This is a genomic window from Pseudomonas sp. FW305-3-2-15-C-LB1 (genome assembly GCF_058787615.1).
In genome coordinates this window covers 462388-478523 of sequence record NZ_JBYSZX010000003.1, presented here as the reverse complement: position 1 = coordinate 478523, position 16136 = coordinate 462388, and the positions used below count along the sequence as shown (strand labels likewise).

13 protein-coding genes are annotated in these 16136 nt (G+C 61.8%); 4 read left to right on the top strand and 9 right to left on the bottom strand.

Annotation, left to right across the window (positions count from 1 at the left end):
• Positions 1 to 6: 6 nt before the first annotated feature.
• Genes AC3WP7_RS08925 through AC3WP7_RS08915 form a run of 3 tightly spaced genes read left to right on the top strand, consistent with a single transcriptional unit; the run spans position 7 to position 2992 of the window.
• Positions 7 to 1182 carry an NAD(P)/FAD-dependent oxidoreductase gene (locus AC3WP7_RS08925; RefSeq protein ID WP_102591537.1) on the top strand — a complete coding sequence of 392 codons (1176 nt, stop codon included), beginning with the start codon at positions 7 to 9 and terminating at the stop codon, positions 1180 to 1182.
• Positions 1179 to 1991 (top strand): aldo/keto reductase, encoded by an 813-nt coding sequence (locus tag AC3WP7_RS08920; protein WP_102591536.1) that lies wholly within the window; start codon positions 1179 to 1181, stop codon positions 1989 to 1991. Before AC3WP7_RS08925 ends, AC3WP7_RS08920 begins: the two co-directional genes overlap by 4 nt.
• A 41-nt stretch (positions 1992 to 2032) precedes the next feature.
• Complete coding sequence (locus tag AC3WP7_RS08915) at positions 2033 to 2992, top strand: metal ABC transporter ATPase (RefSeq protein ID WP_071492298.1); 960 nt, start codon at positions 2033 to 2035, stop codon at positions 2990 to 2992.
• A gap of 28 nt (positions 2993 to 3020) precedes the next feature.
• Here the strand turns inward: AC3WP7_RS08915 and AC3WP7_RS08910 are convergent, their stop codons facing one another.
• The 3 genes from AC3WP7_RS08910 to msbA form a co-directional block, all read right to left on the bottom strand.
• Positions 3021 to 3947, bottom strand: a complete 927-nt coding sequence (locus AC3WP7_RS08910) for an NAD-dependent epimerase/dehydratase family protein (protein ID WP_071492299.1) — start codon at positions 3945 to 3947, stop codon at positions 3021 to 3023.
• A complete protein-coding gene (gene hldE / locus AC3WP7_RS08905; RefSeq protein ID WP_093513448.1) occupies positions 3940 to 5364 on the bottom strand; it encodes a bifunctional D-glycero-beta-D-manno-heptose-7-phosphate kinase/D-glycero-beta-D-manno-heptose 1-phosphate adenylyltransferase HldE in 1425 nt (474 codons plus the stop codon). The genes AC3WP7_RS08910 and hldE overlap by 8 nt, the downstream gene beginning before the upstream one ends.
• Positions 5365 to 5473: 109 nt before the next feature.
• Positions 5474 to 7279, bottom strand: a complete 1806-nt coding sequence (msbA, locus tag AC3WP7_RS08900; protein WP_093121291.1) for a lipid A export permease/ATP-binding protein MsbA — start codon at positions 7277 to 7279, stop codon at positions 5474 to 5476.
• Between the two features lie 157 nt (positions 7280 to 7436).
• Between msbA and AC3WP7_RS08895 the strand changes: the two genes are divergently transcribed.
• Entirely contained in the window at positions 7437 to 9293 is a 1857-nt protein-coding gene (locus tag AC3WP7_RS08895; protein WP_092246570.1) for an O-antigen ligase family protein, read from the top strand.
• Positions 9294 to 9347: 54 nt separating this feature from the next.
• On the opposite strand, the gene AC3WP7_RS08890 is transcribed toward AC3WP7_RS08895, so the two are convergent.
• The 6 genes from AC3WP7_RS08890 to AC3WP7_RS08865 form a co-directional block, all read right to left on the bottom strand.
• Positions 9348 to 10229 carry a glycosyltransferase gene (locus tag AC3WP7_RS08890; RefSeq protein WP_102591535.1) on the bottom strand — a complete coding sequence of 294 codons (882 nt, stop codon included), beginning with the start codon at positions 10227 to 10229 and terminating at the stop codon, positions 9348 to 9350.
• Entirely contained in the window at positions 10226 to 11374 is a 1149-nt protein-coding gene (locus AC3WP7_RS08885; protein ID WP_102591534.1) for a glycosyltransferase, read from the bottom strand. The genes AC3WP7_RS08890 and AC3WP7_RS08885 overlap by 4 nt, the downstream gene beginning before the upstream one ends.
• A gap of 59 nt (positions 11375 to 11433) precedes the next feature.
• Positions 11434 to 12834, bottom strand: coding sequence for a PIG-L deacetylase family protein (locus AC3WP7_RS08880; protein WP_102591533.1), 1401 nt, complete (start codon positions 12832 to 12834; stop codon positions 11434 to 11436).
• Positions 12831 to 13727 carry an antimicrobial resistance protein Mig-14 gene (locus AC3WP7_RS08875; protein WP_092246559.1) on the bottom strand — a complete coding sequence of 299 codons (897 nt, stop codon included), beginning with the start codon at positions 13725 to 13727 and terminating at the stop codon, positions 12831 to 12833. The genes AC3WP7_RS08880 and AC3WP7_RS08875 overlap by 4 nt, the downstream gene beginning before the upstream one ends.
• A complete protein-coding gene (locus AC3WP7_RS08870; protein WP_092246556.1) occupies positions 13728 to 15485 on the bottom strand; it encodes a carbamoyltransferase family protein in 1758 nt (585 codons plus the stop codon).
• 142 nt (positions 15486 to 15627) lie between these two features.
• Complete coding sequence (locus AC3WP7_RS08865) at positions 15628 to 15984, bottom strand: YceK/YidQ family lipoprotein (protein ID WP_092246553.1); 357 nt, start codon at positions 15982 to 15984, stop codon at positions 15628 to 15630.
• Positions 15985 to 16136: the final 152 nt, after the last annotated feature.

Below are 16136 nucleotides of genomic sequence, written 5' to 3'. Positions count from 1 at the left end.
TCGCCCATGCCATCCGTTATTTCCACCGACGTTCTGATTGTCGGCGCCGGGGTTGCCGGCCTCTGGCTGAATGCGCGCCTGCGCCGCCAGGGGTTTTCCACGGTAGTGGTGGAAAACGCCACCTTGGGTGGTGGGCAGAGCGTGAAGTCCCAGGGGATCATTCACGGTGGTGCTAAGTACGCCCTGCACGGCGCGATCACCGGCGCGTCCGAAGCCATTGCCGACATGCCGCGTCGCTGGCGCGAAGCACTGGCGGGTAGCGGTGAGCTGGACCTGCGCGGCGTACGCTTGTTGTCCGAGGCGCATTACCTGTGGTCCCCCGGCACGCTCGCCGGCAACCTCACTAGTTTTTTCGCCAGCAAGGCCGTGCGTGGCCGTGTTGATCAGGTCAAGGGCGACGATTTGCCCCCAGCGCTGCAAGACCGCCGCTTCAAGGGCAAGGTCTACCGCCTTGCCGAGTTGGTCGTCGATGTACCGAGCCTGATCGAACGCCTGGCCCAACTGGCCGGCGATGGTTTGCTCGCCGGCCAGCACATCGAACCTTTGTTGGAAGGCGACACGTTGGTGGGCTTGAAGGTGGACAGTCGCGAGATCCGCGCCCAGCGCATCGTGTTGAGTGCCGGCGCAGGTACGGCGGATCTGCTGACCGCGCTGGGCATCAGCCAGCCGGCCATGCAAAAACGCCCATTGCATATGATCATCGCCAAAGGGCCCGGCCTGAAGCCGCTGTATGCCCACTGCCTGGGCGGCGGCACCAAACCGCGCATTACCGTTACCACTCACCCGGCGGCCGATGGCAACTGGGTGTGGTACATGGGCGGCGATATTGCCGAAGCCGATGGTGTGGCGCGCACCCCGCAGGAACAGATTGCTACGGCGCAAAAAGAGCTGGCGCAGTTGCTGCCCTGGATCGACATGAGCCAGACCCAATGGGCGACCCTGCGCGTCGACCGCGCGGAGCCCCTGCAATCGGGCCTGACCCGGCCCGACAACGCCTTCATCGCCGAGCAAGGCCGTCTGCTGGTGGGCTGGCCGACCAAATTGGCCCTGGCACCAGACTTCGCCGATCGGGTGATCAACAGCCTGGAGCGTGACGGCATCCGCCCAAGTGTCGGCGAGCCGCTGCCCGACCTGCCAAGACCCGCCATCGGCGTGCCTGCCTGGGAGCAACTGTTGCCATGAGCCTGCCCACCCTGCACGACCTGCACCGCCCCCTGGGCAGCACTGGCCTGCTGGTATCACCCCTGGGCCTGGGCACCGTCAAGCTGGGCCGCGACCAAGGGGTGAAATACCCCAGCGGCTTCCAGATCCCCGGCGACGACGAGGCCCGCATGCTGTTGCGCCAGGCCCGTGAACTGGGCATCAACCTGATCGACACCGCGCCGGCCTATGGCATGAGCGAAGAACGTCTGGGGCCGCTGCTGCGGGGCCAGCGCAAAGACTGGGTGATCGTCAGCAAAGTCGGCGAAGAATTCGAGAATGGCGCGTCCAGCCACGACTTCAGCGCGGCCCACACCCGGATGTCGATCGAGCGCAGCTTGAAACGACTTGAAACCGATTTTATCGACCTGGTGCTGGTGCACTCCGACGGTAACGACCTGCATATCCTCAATGACTGCGAGGTCTACCAGACCCTGGCGGCGCTGAAACAGGAAGGCAAGATCCGTGGTTTCGGCTTTTCCGGCAAGACCGTCGAGGGCGGCGTGAAGGCTCTGGAACAGGGCGATTGCGCGATGGTCACCTACAATCTGAACGAACAGGCCGAGAAAGCCGTCATTGAATATGCGGCGGCCCATGGCAAGGGCATCCTGGTGAAAAAGGCCTTGGCCAGCGGCCACGCCTGCCTGGAGCCGGGAATGGATCCAATTCGCGCCAGTTTCATGTTGTTGTTTGCGCAAACAGGCGTTGCCAGTGCTATTGTCGGGACCATTAATCCGCTGCACCTGGCCCATAACGTGGCGACCGCTGCCCAGGTCATTCGTCAACTCTGATGCCGCCGACGCGGCCGACCCCGTCGCAAGAAGGAGCCGACATGCCGCGAACGCTCATAAGAAAAAACCCCAGCAACTTCAAGACACTGCCGCTGCACGTCGAAGCCACCCCCGAAGGCCTGAGCTACCAGAGCGTCGGCATGCCGCTCAACTTTGCCCAGACCCTGCAACGGCGCAAGCCGGTGGAGGTGGCAGACCCCGAACGTTTCGCCCTGGAACTGGCCAACCTCGGCGTGTCGGTGCGCCTGACCCTGCATTGGCAAAACAAGGATTACTGGGTGCTGGTGCGCCAGCGCCGCCAGGACCGTGGCGACGTGGTACTCAAGCTGATCTCAGGCTACGTGCCCGCCCATGAGCTGAACCTGCCGCTGCACACCGCCATCCAGGAAATTGCCGAAGAATGCCTGCTGGAGACGCCGGAAGGCTGGCTCGGCGGGCGCTTCAACGACACCTGGCTGCCGGCCCCCTACTCCGCCGCCCTGCATTACCGCGAAGCCCTGCCCTTTCGCCTCAGCCCGCTGTCCGGCGCGGCTCGCCCGGTGCGCTGCGCCACCACCCAACTGATCGAACGCCCGCGCGCCTACGTGCACCTGCCCACGGCATCGCTGCAATTGATCTACGACCTGCGCCTGGAAGTACCCAAGGAAGCCAAATCCCTGAGCCTGTTCCATGTGGACGAACGCCTCGAAGGCGACCAACTGGTCGCCCGCCTCGACCGTCAACGCCCGGACCTGTACCTGATGCCATTGAAAGACGGCCAGCCCCAGGCTGAGTTGTACACCGTCAAGAAAGACCAGTTGTATCCGGCGAGCACGCGAGGCTTGTACCTGGCGGAGAGCTTCGCCCAGCAGGAAGGCTGGCTGGTTCGTGAGGAGCGGATTCGCTGGAAGGATTGGCTGCGCCAGCAAGGTCTGGCAGAGCCTGAGAAAGAGTCGAAATTGAAACGCCTGGCCCAGCGGGTGCTGCGCAAGATCGTGCCGAAGAAAAAAACCAAGGCCTGACGCAAGCCAGCTCCCACAGCGATGGCGTTCAGCCTTTGAGCAAGCGCTCCAGGCCCACCTTCAACGGCGTGGGCTCCGGCAGTGTGAAGCTCGCCAGCAACCGCTGGTTGTTCGCCCGCGAATGCCGGATATCGCCGGAGCGTGCCGGCCCGTAAGTCACCGCCGGCAGCTTGCCGACGATGTCTTCCAAGGCCCGCAGCACATCCTTGAGCGTGGTGGTGCGGTTCCAGCCGACATTGATTGCGCCCAGCGGAGCTTCAGGCGCTTCAATAGCCTGCACCAGCAAATCCACCAGGTCCCCCACGTACATGAAGTCGCGGGTTTGCTCGCCATCGCCAAACACGGCAATCGGCACGCCCTGTTGCACGCGCTCGCTGAAGATACTGATCACGCCGGAATACGGCGATGACGGGTCCTGCCGTGGCCCGAAGATATTGAAGAAACGGAAGATCACCGGCTCCAGGCCATGCTGGCGACGGTAGAAATCGAAGTAGTGCTCGCCGGCCAACTTGTCGGACGCATAGGGCGTGAGCGGCGCCTTGGTGGTCTCTTCGTCGATCGAAGCCCCTTCGCCATTGTTGCCATATACCGCAGCGCTGGAGGCATACACCACACGCTTGACGCCGGCCTTGCGCATGGCTTCGCACACATTCAGGGTGCCGACGAAATTGCTCTGGTGCGTGCTGACCGGGTCATCCACCGAGGCCTGCACCGAGGCCACCGCTGCCAGATGCACCACCGCCGCTGCGCCGACAGCGGCACGGGCGACCCACTCGGCATCGGCCACATCACCTTCCAGCAGTTCGACGCGCGGATTGTCCAACGGCAAGTTACTGCGCTTGCCGGTGGAGAGGTTATCCAGTACCCGCACGCCGTAGCCTTTGGCGAGCAGCGCATCGACCAGGTGCGAGCCGATAAACCCCGCGCCGCCGGTGACAAGAACCTGCTTACTCATTGTTGCGGATCTTCTCGACAATGGCGGTGGTCGAGCTGTTCTCGACCAGGCCCAGCACCTTGACCTTGCCACCGTAGGCGCTGACGATGTCCGCCCCCACGACCTGGTCGACAGAGTAGTCGCCGCCCTTGACCAGCACGTCCGGCTTGACCTGGGCCAGCAGGTTTTCCGGGGTCGCTTCAGGGAAGCTGATCACCCAGTCCACCGCGCCCAGCCCCGCCAGCACCGCCATGCGCCGGTCGACACTGTTGATCGGACGGCCAGGGCCTTTCAGGCGGCTGACCGACGCATCGTCATTGACCGCGACAATCAGTCGATCCCCCTGGGCACGCGCCTGTTCCAGGTAGGTCACATGGCCGGCGTGCAGGATGTCGAAACAACCGTTGGTGAACACAATGCTTTCGTTGTGGGCGCGGGCATCGTCAATCGCCAGCAGCAATTGTTCGATAGTCAGCACGCCCCGCTCCGAGCCTTCGGAGCGCTGGATCGCACGGCGCAATTCAGGTGCGCTGATGGCAGCAGTACCCAACTTGCCCACCACGATGCCCGCCGCCAGGTTGGCCAGGGCCACGGCGTGGGGCAGTTCTTCACCGGCGGCAATCGAGGCCGCCAGGGTAGAAATCACGGTGTCGCCGGCGCCGGTGACGTCGAATACTTCACGGGCACGTGCCGGCAAGTGCATTGCCGGGTGGCCGGGGCGCAGCAGGGTCATGCCGTGCTCGCCGCGGGTCACCAGCAAGGCGCCGAGGTCGAGGTCGGCCATCAGCGTCGCGCCCTTGGTCACCAGATCGTGCTCATCGGCGCAACCGCCGACGATGGCTTCGAATTCGCTGAGATTCGGCGTAATCAGGCTGGCTCCGCGATAAATCGAAAAGTCCTTGCCCTTGGGATCGGCCAATACCGGAATGCCCCGGGCCTTGGCGGCCTGGATCAGTTCCTGGTGGTTTTTCAAGGCGCCTTTACCGTAGTCGGACAACACCAGCACCTTGATGCCTTCCAGCAACTGATCGACCTGACCACTCAAGGCCAGGGCGTCGGTGGCGAAGGGTTCTTCAAAATCGATACGCAGCAATTGCTGGTGACGGCTCATCACCCGCAGCTTGACGATGGTCGGCTGATGGGCAATGCGCTGGAACTGCGCACGCACGCCAGCACCGCGCAGGCTGTTGGCCAGGCTGTCGGCGGCTTCGTCGTCGCCGGTCACGCCGACCAGCGAGGCCGGGGCGCCGAGCGCGGCAATATTGAGGGCAACGTTGGCAGCGCCACCTGGACGGTCTTCGATTTGCTCGACCTTGACGACCGGCACCGGCGCCTCAGGGGAAATCCGTGAGGTACCACCATGCCAGTAACGGTCGAGCATGACATCGCCGACCACCAAGACAGGGGCTTGATCGAATCGCGGCATGGACAACTTCATGGAGCAACCCACATACAAAATGAACAGGGGCGCGATATTAGCACAGGGTTGTGGGAGGTTTGCGGGAGGGTTTTGCAAGGAGCCGGCTTGCCGGCTCCTACAGGGAGGTTCAGGTGATGTCGGCGGAAATCGGCGCATCCAGGCCCATGGCATGCAGGCGGGCGTAATAGCCGTTCTGTGCCAGCAGCTCACTGTGCGTGCCACGCTCGACAATTCGACCGTCGTCCATCACCAGGATCAGGTCGGCCTTCTCGATGGTGGACAAACGGTGAGCAATCACCAAGGTGGTGCGACCTTGCATGACCTTGTCCAGCGCTGCCTGTATGTGGCGCTCGGACTCGGTGTCGAGGGCCGAGGTGGCCTCGTCGAGAATCAGCAGCGGTGCATTCTTCAGGAGGGCGCGGGCAATCGCCAGGCGCTGGCGCTGGCCGCCGGACAGCAACACACCGTTTTCGCCAACCTGGGTGTCGAAGCCCTTGGGCAACTGGTCGATGAAGTCCTTGGCATTGGCGTCCGCCGCGGCCGCTTCAACGTCCGCCCGAGGCGCACCCGCCAGGTCGCCGTAGGCGATGTTGTTGGTCACGGTGTCGCTGAACAAGGTCACATGCTGGGTCACCTGGGCAATGTGTTTGCGCAGGTTGAGCAGCTTGTAGTCTTCGATCTCGACACCATCCAGCAGGATTTCGCCACTTGCGTGGTGGTAGAAGCGCGGGATCAGGCTGGCCAGGGTCGACTTCCCGCTGCCCGAGCGCCCGACCAGGGCGATCATCTGCCCAGGCTCGGCGGTGAAGTTGATGTCCTTGAGCACATGGCGCTCGGTGCCCGGGTAGGTAAAGTTCAGGTTGCGTACGTCGAGACGACCGCTGACCTTGTCGCGCTCGATGGTGCCGTTGTCGACTTCGACCTCTTCGTCCAACTGTTCAAAAATGCTTTCGGCACCCGCTACGCCCTTCTGGATCGTGGAGCTGACTTCCGAGAGCTGGCGAATCGGCTTGGGCAGCAGGCCGGCCAGGGTGATGTAGGCCACCATGTCACCGGCCGATGCGTCACCGCGAAGATAAAGGACCAGGAACATCAGCACCGCCATCGCGGTGTAGATCACCAGTTGCAGTGCCGGTGTGTAGATCGCCCCGGTGCGGGTCATGCGCAGTTGCTTGTTGGTGTTGCTCTGGCTGGCCTTGAGGAAGCGTTTTTCTTCGTAGACCTCCCCCCCGAAGCTGCGCACCACGCGGTAGCCCTGGATGGTTTCGGAGGCCACGTGAGTCACGTCGCCCATCGCTACCTGGATCTTCTTGCTCTGCTTGCGGAATTTCTTGCTGGCCGTGCTCACCATCACGGCGATCAACGGCAGGATGGCAATCATCACCAGCGTCAGGCGCCAGTTCATGTACAGCAGCGAGGCGAACAGAAAGATCACTGTCATGCCTTCACGAATCACCACTTTGATCGCATCGGTCGCCGCCCCCGTGACCATGGTCACGTTGAAGGTGATGCGAGAAATCAGGTGCCCGGAGTTGTGGTTGTCGAAGTAGCGATTGGGCAGCGTCAGCAAGTTGTTGAACAACTGCACGCGCAGGTCATGGACCAGGCCCAGGGACACCTTGGCCAGCAGGTAGTTGCCCAGGAACGAACCCAGGCCCTGCCAGGCGGCGATCAGGATGATCAGCAGCGGCACGGCTTGCAGCAGTTGCAGGTCCCGAAGGTACGGCACGGTAGGGAATAGCACGGCTTCAGGGTTGGAAAGGCCGTCGACGAAGTACTTGAGGATGTACCCCAGCATGGGCTGGGTCGACGCGAAAATCAGAAATCCGACGATACTCAGCGCGAACAAGCCGGCGTAAGGCTTAACGTAACTGAGCAGGCGGAAGTATATTTTCAAGCTCGAAGGGCTTGCGCTCGGACTGGAGTCGGTCATATCACGCGGCGTTTTGAAAAAGGAGGCTGACTTTAGCACAGCTTCTCTGTTGTACTTGCACCCTGCATGACCCTCAAACCGGTTGGCTCCAACCGGCGACATTATATAGCCACTACTTTATGATGGTCGGCTTTCTCAAATGGAATGGCTTTACTGTATGCACTCCAAGCGCCTGATCTATGGCTCAAATCGCGTTTTTGACTTCCTGGTCCTGTGGATCTTGCCCATTGGCTTGTTGCTGTTGCTGAGTTCGCTGTTCTTCGTATCCAACCGCAACGTGCTGCATCGAATCGTCTACATCCTGTTCAGCGTCCCGACGCTCTTCATGTTGTGCATGCGCCCCCGGGAGCTGAAAGAGTTACTGCGCGAGCCCCTGGCGCTCGCCTTTCTGGTCTTCTCCGCATGGGCCTTGACCAGCCTGCTGTGGAGCCCGGAGCCCACCACCGACACCGACCTGTTCAAGCGCCCGCTCAATACCTTCATGTTGTTTGGTGGCTGCGGGCTGTTGCTGCATTACCGCAACGAACTGTTCAAGCCGATCTTCTTCAGTGCGGCGGTAATCGCACTGGTGGTGAGCCTGTGCAACCTGGTGGCGTTCGTCAAAGGCTTCGAACCGGGCATGCGCATGATCGGTGGGCGTGGCGCTCTCGACAATCCGCTGCTCAGTTCTCATCTATTCGGTTTCTTCTGCGTCTACTGGTTGTATGTCTGCATGACCACCCAGCGCCTGAAAGTCCTGTGGTTCAGCGCCCCGGCTCTGGCAGTCATGCTCGCGGCGGTTCTGGCTACAGGCTCGCGTACACCGCTGGTAGCCCTGACACTGACCGTCCTGTGGATGACCTTCGTCAGCCGCAACCGCCGCTCGGCCCTGCTGATAGCAAGCCTGGTCCTGGGGGCTGCTGCATTGCTGCTGCTATACCCGGAATCCATTACCGAACGAGGCAGCTCATTTCGCTTTGAACTGTGGGGCATGTCACTGCAACGCATTGCCGAACATCCATGGATCGGCCACAGCTACGACTCCGAGCTGTACCTGACCCTGTCCGACGGCTATCAGCTGCGCGAGCCGCACAGCTTTGCCCTGGGCGTGTTGTATTACGTCGGCATCATCGGCTTTATCCCGTGGATCTTCATGATCGGCTGGGGGCTGTACAAGGGCCTGAAAGAACGCGCCCAGCCACTCTTCATCCTGGCTTCGTCGCTGCTGACCTATGGCATCGGCGCCGGGCTGACCGAAGGGGGTGGCATCCTGTCACGCCCGAAAGAGCACTGGTTCGTGCTGTGGATCCCGCTGGCGATCATTGCCGGCCTGAGCATCGCCCAGCGCCGCCACAGCCTGTTGCGCATGCCGGTACAAGCGCTCAAGCCCGCAGCTTTCGACCAGTTGTGCAGCAATGCCCACGTGATCGAAGCCGACGGGCTGGGTCCGAAAGTCCTGCGCCTGGCCGACGGCCGCTTCCTGAAGATCTTCCGTGCGCGCCACTGGTACACCTCGGGCAGCTTCAACCCCTACTCCGAGCGGTTTGCCAGCAACGCCGAGCAATTGCGCACCCTGGGCATCCCCACGCCGCAGATTCTAGGCCTCTATAGCCTGCGCGATGCCAGCACTGCCGTCAGCTACGCGCCACTGCCCGGCCTGACTCTGCGCCAGGCCCTGCAAGGCCTGGACAACAGCCTGCGTGAGTCGCTGATCGAACGTTTCGGTCAGTTCATGGCCAAGCTGCATGAGCGCGGTGTGTACTTCCGCTCGCTGCACCTGGGTAACGTGCTGTTGATGGATGACGGTGAGTTCGCCCTGATCGATATCGCCGACCTGCGCATCTTCCCGTCGCCGCTGCGCAACGCGTTGCGCCAGCGCAACCTGCGCCATATGCAGCGATACCCACAGGACCGCGCCTGGTTGTTCGAGACACACTTCGAACAATTGGCCAAAGGTTATGCATCCGTTGCCAGCCAAGGCGCCACGGCGAAGATCCGCGCGCAAGTGCAGGCATTGACCAGCCCCGCCACCTGATAAAAAAGGCGACTATCACTGCTGATAGTCGCCTTTTTCATACCCCCCGCCGCCTCATTTCCTGAGGGGCGCCAGGTACAACCGCACCAAGCCACGCAAGGTCTTGCGCCCCCAGAACTTCAGCGGGATCTGCTTGAGGATCTCGCGCGCCAGTGGCCGGTCACGATCAGCCGTCTTCAGGAACATCGAGTTCAGGAAGTTGTAGCGCACCGCGTCATAGGCCGGGTGCTCGCTGAAATGGGCATAGGTCTTGAGAATGTTCTGGATCATATAGCGGTGGTTCTTGTAGGTGTTGCTTGCGTGCTGCCGATACTGCGCCATCACTACGCCGAGTGCGTCAATGGTGTAGCCCGCGGCGGTGATCTTCAATTGGATCAGCAGGTCTTCCAGAGGGATCAATGGGTCGAAGCCACCGACTTCTTCCAGCACTTCGCGGCGAATCAACATGGTCGGTGCCGGCGGGAAGGGCTTGCGGTCCATGAACATGTCGTCGAAATCCAGGCTGCGAAACGGTACGTCGCGGCGCTGCTTTTTCTCCGGGTGCAGATTGCCGTCACCATCGATCAACTCGATGTTGCCAGCGCACATGCCCACCTTCGGCTTGTCCGCCATGTAGGCCACCTGGGTGGCGATACGGTCCGGCAACATGATGTCATCGGAGCCGAACGGGGCGATCAGGCTGCCCTTGGCGCGGGCGATGGCACCGTTGAGCGTGGCGGTCAGGCCCTGGTTCTGCTGCACCTGGAAATCAAAGCCGTGCTCGGCCTGCAGGCGCTGGATGCGCTCGACACTGTCATCCTTGGAACCGTCATCCACCACCAGCAGCTCGATGTTAGGGTACGTCTGACCAAGCACGCTGAGGATGCTCTCCTCGATGTACCGGCCGTGGTTGTAGGACGCGATGATCACCGAGACCAGGGGTTGTTGTGCTGTCATGCTCTACCTACTTCTTTCAAACCGGTTTCGATGAGGTTCAGGTACTTTTGCTGGAACTCGGCCAGGGCGTGGTTTTCTTCCAGATAACGGAACACCTGTTCACCCTTGGCGCGCAATTGCTCGTCGCTCATGGCCAGATAAGTGTCCAGGGCCGCTGTCAGTTGCTCGACATTGCCAGGCTCGTGAGACAAGCCTCCCGCCCCTTCCACCAGCGGCAGCATGGCCGGCCCGTTGGAAGCAATCACCGGCAGGCGTCCACTCATGCCTTCGAGCAGGGCCAGGCCCAGGCCCTCAAGCAAGGAAGGCATGGTCCAAATATCGAAGGCGCGTACATATTTGAGGCCATCCTCGCGAAAGCCCAGCAAGTGCGCACGACCAGTGAGGCCAAGGCGCTCGATGTCCGCACGCAAGTCGGCTTCGGCACGGCCGGAACCAATGATGCCGACTTGAGCGTCAGGGTACTTATCCTTGAGGCGGGCAAACGCTTGCAGCAGGTGCGTATGGCCCTTGATCGGCACCAGTCGCCCCAGTGCGCCGATGATCCGCGCGTCGAGCGGCAGCCCGAGCGCGTGGCGCGCCTGCTCGCGTGGCAACTGCAAGGCTTCGGCCTGGGGAATATCGATGGCATTGGTGACGAAGGTGGTGTTCTCTTGGGTAAAGCCGCAGTTGAGGCCGATCAGGTAATCCCTGACTGCCGCCGATACCCCGACAAAGCGCCAGGCCGGGCTGACCAGGCGGCGCGTCTGGCGCCGGCGATAGGCGCGTTCGTACTCGCCGAAACCGTGGGAGATGCCGATGCACAACGGGATCTTCAACCAACGGTTGAGCGACAGCATCATGTTCACCGACTTGAAGCGGTTACAGATGACCACATCGAATTTCTGCTCACGGCAGTACTTGTAGATTTCCCACATGGCGCCCAGGCGGATGCCTTTGAGGGCCTTCTCGGGAAACTCGAAATACTTGGAATGATCCGCCACGCTCAACGGCTGGCCCGGCTGCGGTCGACCGCTCAGGAAGGCGGACGTTACCTCGAATCGCTCCGTCGGCAACGCCTTGACGATCTGCTCGCCGAGATCAGCGAAATCATTGAGCTTGACGTTGTAGTCAGGCTGCAACTGCAAAACCTTGAAACGAGGCTTCATATCACTCCATGAGGCAATCGGGCTACTGCACGCGGGCAGCCCGACGAAAAAAGTCAATTTCAGTCCTGCTTCAGCACCCAAAGCAGCTCGTGGCGGCGCACGGCCTTGCGGAAAAATTCGTTCTCGCCGTAAGGCGATGGACCACGGCCGGCCAGCCATTGCTGCAACAGACGACGCACCCGGCGCTTGAACGGTGCACGGGGCTGCAGATCATGCATCATACCCAGCGCCATGGCCTTGTCCTGCTGCTGGCTCAAGCTGAGCACCCGGCAATAGGGCTCAAGTATCTGGGCGGCATCGAACTGCGGCGGCAAAGCGATGCCGGCGCCTGAATCACCCATGGGCCAACGGTCGTTATCATGCAGATGGTTGGCATAACCAAGCAACGTGGTCGGTTGCCACTCAAGCCCCTGCAGCGCCTGCACCACCGCGGTGTGCGCGCAGATATGGTCAGGGTGGGGGTCGAGCACTGGCGTCGGCAACACAATCACCTCGGGACGCGCCTTGAGCAACACCGCCCGCAGGTCGGCTATCAGGTTGTTCCAGGTCGGCGCACCGTCCACATCCCCCGGCAACGCCAAGGCATTGAACTGGCGGAACAGCCGCGTATCGTCCAACTGCGCTTCGCGCGATGCCTGGGGTTGATCGGGGGCGTCACGCATGGCCGACAGTTGCAGGCAGAAATACCCCAACTGCACGCAGTGCGCCTCGGGCACACCGGCCCAGCGCGGCACGGCAATGCTGTCCCAGGCACGCAAGCGCCCTTTGATCCGCGCCGCTTCAGCCTTGGGCAAGCCCATTTGCTGATAGTGCTCGGCCTCGATCTCACCTGCGGTCAGGGTCACGATCCAGCTTTCATCCGCCTGGCTGTACAGACCGAAGGCAGCCAGCTCAGCATCATCGGCGTGAGGGGCGATCACCATCACCCGCTGGCGGGCAGCATCTGGCTGGCGAAACACCCACAAGACCGGCTGGCCGATCACGCGACAAAAGCGCCCGCGCAGGCGCAGTTCACCGCCGGCCAATGCCGCCGCCGAACCGGTGAGATTGAGGCAACGCTTGCCGGCAACCCCGCGCTCGAACGCCTGGCGATCGTCCAGAAAATCAACTGCAGGATCAAACAAGCGCCCCCAGAGAGTGCTCTTGAGCTGCACTTCGACGATCAGCGTTTCATCGCCAGCCAGCTCGAGCGGTGTCTCTGCCAGCAACCTGCCGCCCTCCAGACGCAGCCCGACCTGCTGGCCACTCGACGCAAACCTGTATTGGTAGTCTTCCTTGGGCGAATAAAACAGGTGGTCGGCAAACCAGGCTTCGTGGGCCACCCACAGCACGACCGCGAGGATCAGCGGCAACCACCAGGCCACCAGCACACCGGTCGCGATCAACAGCAGCAGCCCGATCAGCAGCGCAATGCGTTTATTGCGCCGGTGGCGCTTGAGCAGTTGCTGTTTGCGGCTCATACGCTGAACACCGGCACCGGGTTGCACCAGCGCTCCTTGTACTCGCGGTCGGCACGCCCGAAGGAAAAACGCAGCGGTTTATCCACGGCCCGCGCCTGTTCCCAGGCACTTTGGGTGTTGAGGAAGCTCAGCACACTGCCGGGGCTGAATGCCCGGGTTTCAGGGTCGACACCGCCATTGACGTACTCGATGCTGATCCACTCCGGCGCCTCGACGCGGTACACCAGTTGTACGGCAATCGGCGCATCGTTGAGAAACAGGACCGAGCCGATCAGGAACTCTTTGAGCAGCTCCAGCACCTCAGCCAGGCGCTCGGCGCCTGTGGCGGCAAAGCCCCAGCGGCGCTGGAACAGATCGCAGTAGATCGCCGACAGCTCCACACTGGAAAACTCGCTCACCGCCCGCACCACGCCGCCCGCCTCTTCCAGCAGACGCAGTTCGCGGCGCTGGTTGTAGCGAAACTTCTTCGACAGGTCTTCGGGGGTACGCGCCATGGCCAACTGCTCGGCCTGGGACTTGAGGGTGCTGATGCGGCCCTCGTTCAGCGCTGACAGGTAGCGCCCGCGATGGCGCACCGGCAACTGGGCATGGGCAGTGATCGGCAGGATGATCTCAGCATTGCCCAAGTCAAACAGGCCTTTCTTGCCGCTGCGCTTGAGTACGTCCTTGGACAGGGCCAGGTCGCGCCCCCAGGTGGCAATCGCCCCCCGGAGTTCGCCGTCCTGTTCCCAGCCCAGGTAACGCACCGGAATCTGCGCCAGGCCCGCCAAGCGTTCGACAACCTGCGGATGGGTCGCAACGCTGCCGCCAAACCGCTGCCAGGCCTGGGCGTAAACCTCGGCCTCGACAGGCGCCCAGCCACGCTCACGCCACACCTGGAAGCGGTTCAGCATTTAGACCACGGCGTCATAAGGGTCCACGCCGTCCTTGACGACCAGAATGTCTTCCATGATCAGGTATTGCAGGTCGGAACCGAAGAACATGTTCAGCGCGTCGGTCGGCGAGCAGATCATCGCTTCGCCGCGACGGTTGAGCGAGGTGTTCAGGGACACGCCGTTGCCGGTCAGCACTTCGAGCTCTTTCATCATGTCGTAGTAGCGCGGGTTGTACTCGCGCTTGAGCACCTGGGCGCGGGAGGTGCCATCTTCATGGACCACTTCCGGCACGCGGGTCTTCCACTCTTCGGCCACTTCAAAGGTGAAGGTCATGAAGGGTGCCGGGTGGTCGACCTTGATCATCTGCGGCGCGACGGTGTCGAGCATCGACGGGCAGAAAGGCCTCCAGCGCTCGCGGAACTTGATCTGGTGGTTGATACGGTCCGCCACGCCGGTGGCGCTCGGGCAACCGATGATCGAGCGGCCGCCCAATGCACGCGGGCCAAACTCCATGCGGCCCTGGAACCAAGCCACCGGGTTGCCGTCGACCATGATCCTGGCGATGCGCTGGGGCATGTTCTCGATCTTGCGCCAGTTCGGCTTGCTCTCATGCCTGGCGCACGCGGCGATCACGTCTTCGTTGCTGTAGGACGGGCCGAGGTAGACGTGTTCCATCTTCTCCACCGGCACACCCCGGGCGTGGGACACGTAGGCCGCCGCGCCCACGGCAGTACCGGCATCGCCGGAGGCTGGCTGTACGAACAGCTCCTTGACGTCATCACGGGCGATGATTTTCTGGTTCAGCTTGACGTTCAGCGCGCAGCCGCCGGCGAAGGCCAGCTTGCCGGTGTCCTTGAGGATGTCGCCCAGGTAGTGGTCGATCATCTGCAGGGCCAGCTTCTCGAACAGCGCCTGCATGCTGGCGGCGTAGTGGATGTACGGCTCGTCGGCGATATCGCCTTCGCGCTTGGGACCCAGCCACTCGATCAGTTTTGGCGAGAAGTAGAAACCCTTGCCCTTCTCTTTATAACGGCGCAGGCCGATGACGTTGGCGTAGTCGGTATTGATCACCAGCTCGCCGTTCTCGAAGGAGGCCAGGCGCGAGAAATCGTACTTGCTGGCATCGCCATACGGCGCCATGCCCATGACCTTGAACTCACCGTCGAGCATCTCGAAACCGAGGAACTCGGTGATCGCGCCGTACAGGCCGCCCAGGGAGTCCGGGTCGTAGAATTCCTTGATCTTGTGGATCTTGCCGTTTTCGCCGTAGCCGAAGAACGTGGTGGCGTACTCACCTTTACCGTCGATCCCGAGGATCGCGGTTTTCTCCTGGAAGCCGGAGCAGTGGTAGGCGCTGGAAGCGTGGGCCAGGTGGTGTTCAACCGGTTCGATCTTGATTTTCTTCGGATCGAAGCCCAGTTGCTCCAGGCACCAGACGATCTTGTTGCGATAGCGCTTGTAGCGACGGTTGCCCATCAGGATCGCATCAAGGGCGCGGTCCGGGGCGTACCAGTAACGCTTGGCGTAATGCCAGCGCGCCTCACCGAACAGGCTGATCGGGGCGAACGGGATCGCCACCACGTCAACGTCGGAAGGCTTGATACCGGCCTGTTCCAGGCAGAACTTCGCCGACTCGTAGGGCATGCGGTTCTTTGCATGTTTGTCGCGTACGAAGCGTTCTTCTTCGGCGGCAGCGATCAGCTTGCCGTCGATATACAAGGCTGCGGAAGGATCATGGCTAAGGGCGCCGGACAGGCCAAGAATCGTCAATGCCACAGGGGTCTAGCCTCTTTTAGTCTGCATGCAGGCGGGTTGCGCCTGAAAAAAGTGTGCTCCCCGCCTGGGCGGGAAACAGCTAAAGGGCGGGATTATAGCGTAAAAGCGAAAGGAAGCTGTTAGCGGCGAGCGTCAAGAGGGATCAGCGGAAGATCTCGATGCTGCCGTCCCGGCTTTGACGGTAAACGGTGTAGGGCAGCACAAGGGTGTCCAGCACGCCGGAGGCGACAAACTCGACCGCGACAAAGGGTAGCATGCTCCCGTCATGGTCGATCAGGCTCTTGTCCTTCAGGCTCTTGTCGGGCGCCGGCTCCCCATTGAGCGTGCAGAACCCGTAGATCACCCCGCTGTAGATACGCGGCACGTTTTCGCAGTGACTGCGCGAGTCCTTGAGGTTCTGGCTGGTGACCGCGTCGGGCCGGAAGACCGTATTGATGGTTCCGCAGCCCGTCAACACAAGCGACAGCGCACTGCACAAGACTTTCGACCCCATTCTCATGACCCTCTCCTTATGGCCCATCCGCCATTGTTATTGCCAAGGCTGACCACGCTACCATCGCCAAGGTGGGTGACCCAAAGCAGCAAAATTGATTTGCAGCGTAGGACGATTCCCAAATGATAAAAATCGCCTGAGCCACTAAACTCGCGCCC

What these genes read in the sequence shown, in the direction of transcription:
- AC3WP7_RS08925 (WP_102591537.1), top strand. Translation starts at nt 7, where the DNA reads ATGCCATCCGTTATTTCCACCGACGTTCTGATTGTCGGCGCCGGGGTT.
- AC3WP7_RS08920 (WP_102591536.1), top strand. Translation starts at nt 1,179, where the DNA reads ATGAGCCTGCCCACCCTGCACGACCTGCACCGCCCCCTGGGCAGCACT.
- AC3WP7_RS08915 (WP_071492298.1), top strand. Translation starts at nt 2,033, where the DNA reads ATGCCGCGAACGCTCATAAGAAAAAACCCCAGCAACTTCAAGACACTG.
- AC3WP7_RS08910 (WP_071492299.1), bottom strand. Translation starts at nt 3,947, where the DNA reads ATGAGTAAGCAGGTTCTTGTCACCGGCGGCGCGGGGTTTATCGGCTCG.
- hldE (WP_093513448.1), bottom strand. Translation starts at nt 5,364, where the DNA reads ATGAAGTTGTCCATGCCGCGATTCGATCAAGCCCCTGTCTTGGTGGTC.
- msbA (WP_093121291.1), bottom strand. Translation starts at nt 7,279, where the DNA reads ATGACCGACTCCAGTCCGAGCGCAAGCCCTTCGAGCTTGAAAATATAC.
- AC3WP7_RS08895 (WP_092246570.1), top strand. Translation starts at nt 7,437, where the DNA reads ATGCACTCCAAGCGCCTGATCTATGGCTCAAATCGCGTTTTTGACTTC.
- AC3WP7_RS08890 (WP_102591535.1), bottom strand. Translation starts at nt 10,229, where the DNA reads ATGACAGCACAACAACCCCTGGTCTCGGTGATCATCGCGTCCTACAAC.
- AC3WP7_RS08885 (WP_102591534.1), bottom strand. Translation starts at nt 11,374, where the DNA reads ATGAAGCCTCGTTTCAAGGTTTTGCAGTTGCAGCCTGACTACAACGTC.
- AC3WP7_RS08880 (WP_102591533.1), bottom strand. Translation starts at nt 12,834, where the DNA reads ATGAGCCGCAAACAGCAACTGCTCAAGCGCCACCGGCGCAATAAACGC.
- AC3WP7_RS08875 (WP_092246559.1), bottom strand. Translation starts at nt 13,727, where the DNA reads ATGCTGAACCGCTTCCAGGTGTGGCGTGAGCGTGGCTGGGCGCCTGTC.
- AC3WP7_RS08865 (WP_092246553.1), bottom strand. Translation starts at nt 15,984, where the DNA reads ATGAGAATGGGGTCGAAAGTCTTGTGCAGTGCGCTGTCGCTTGTGTTG.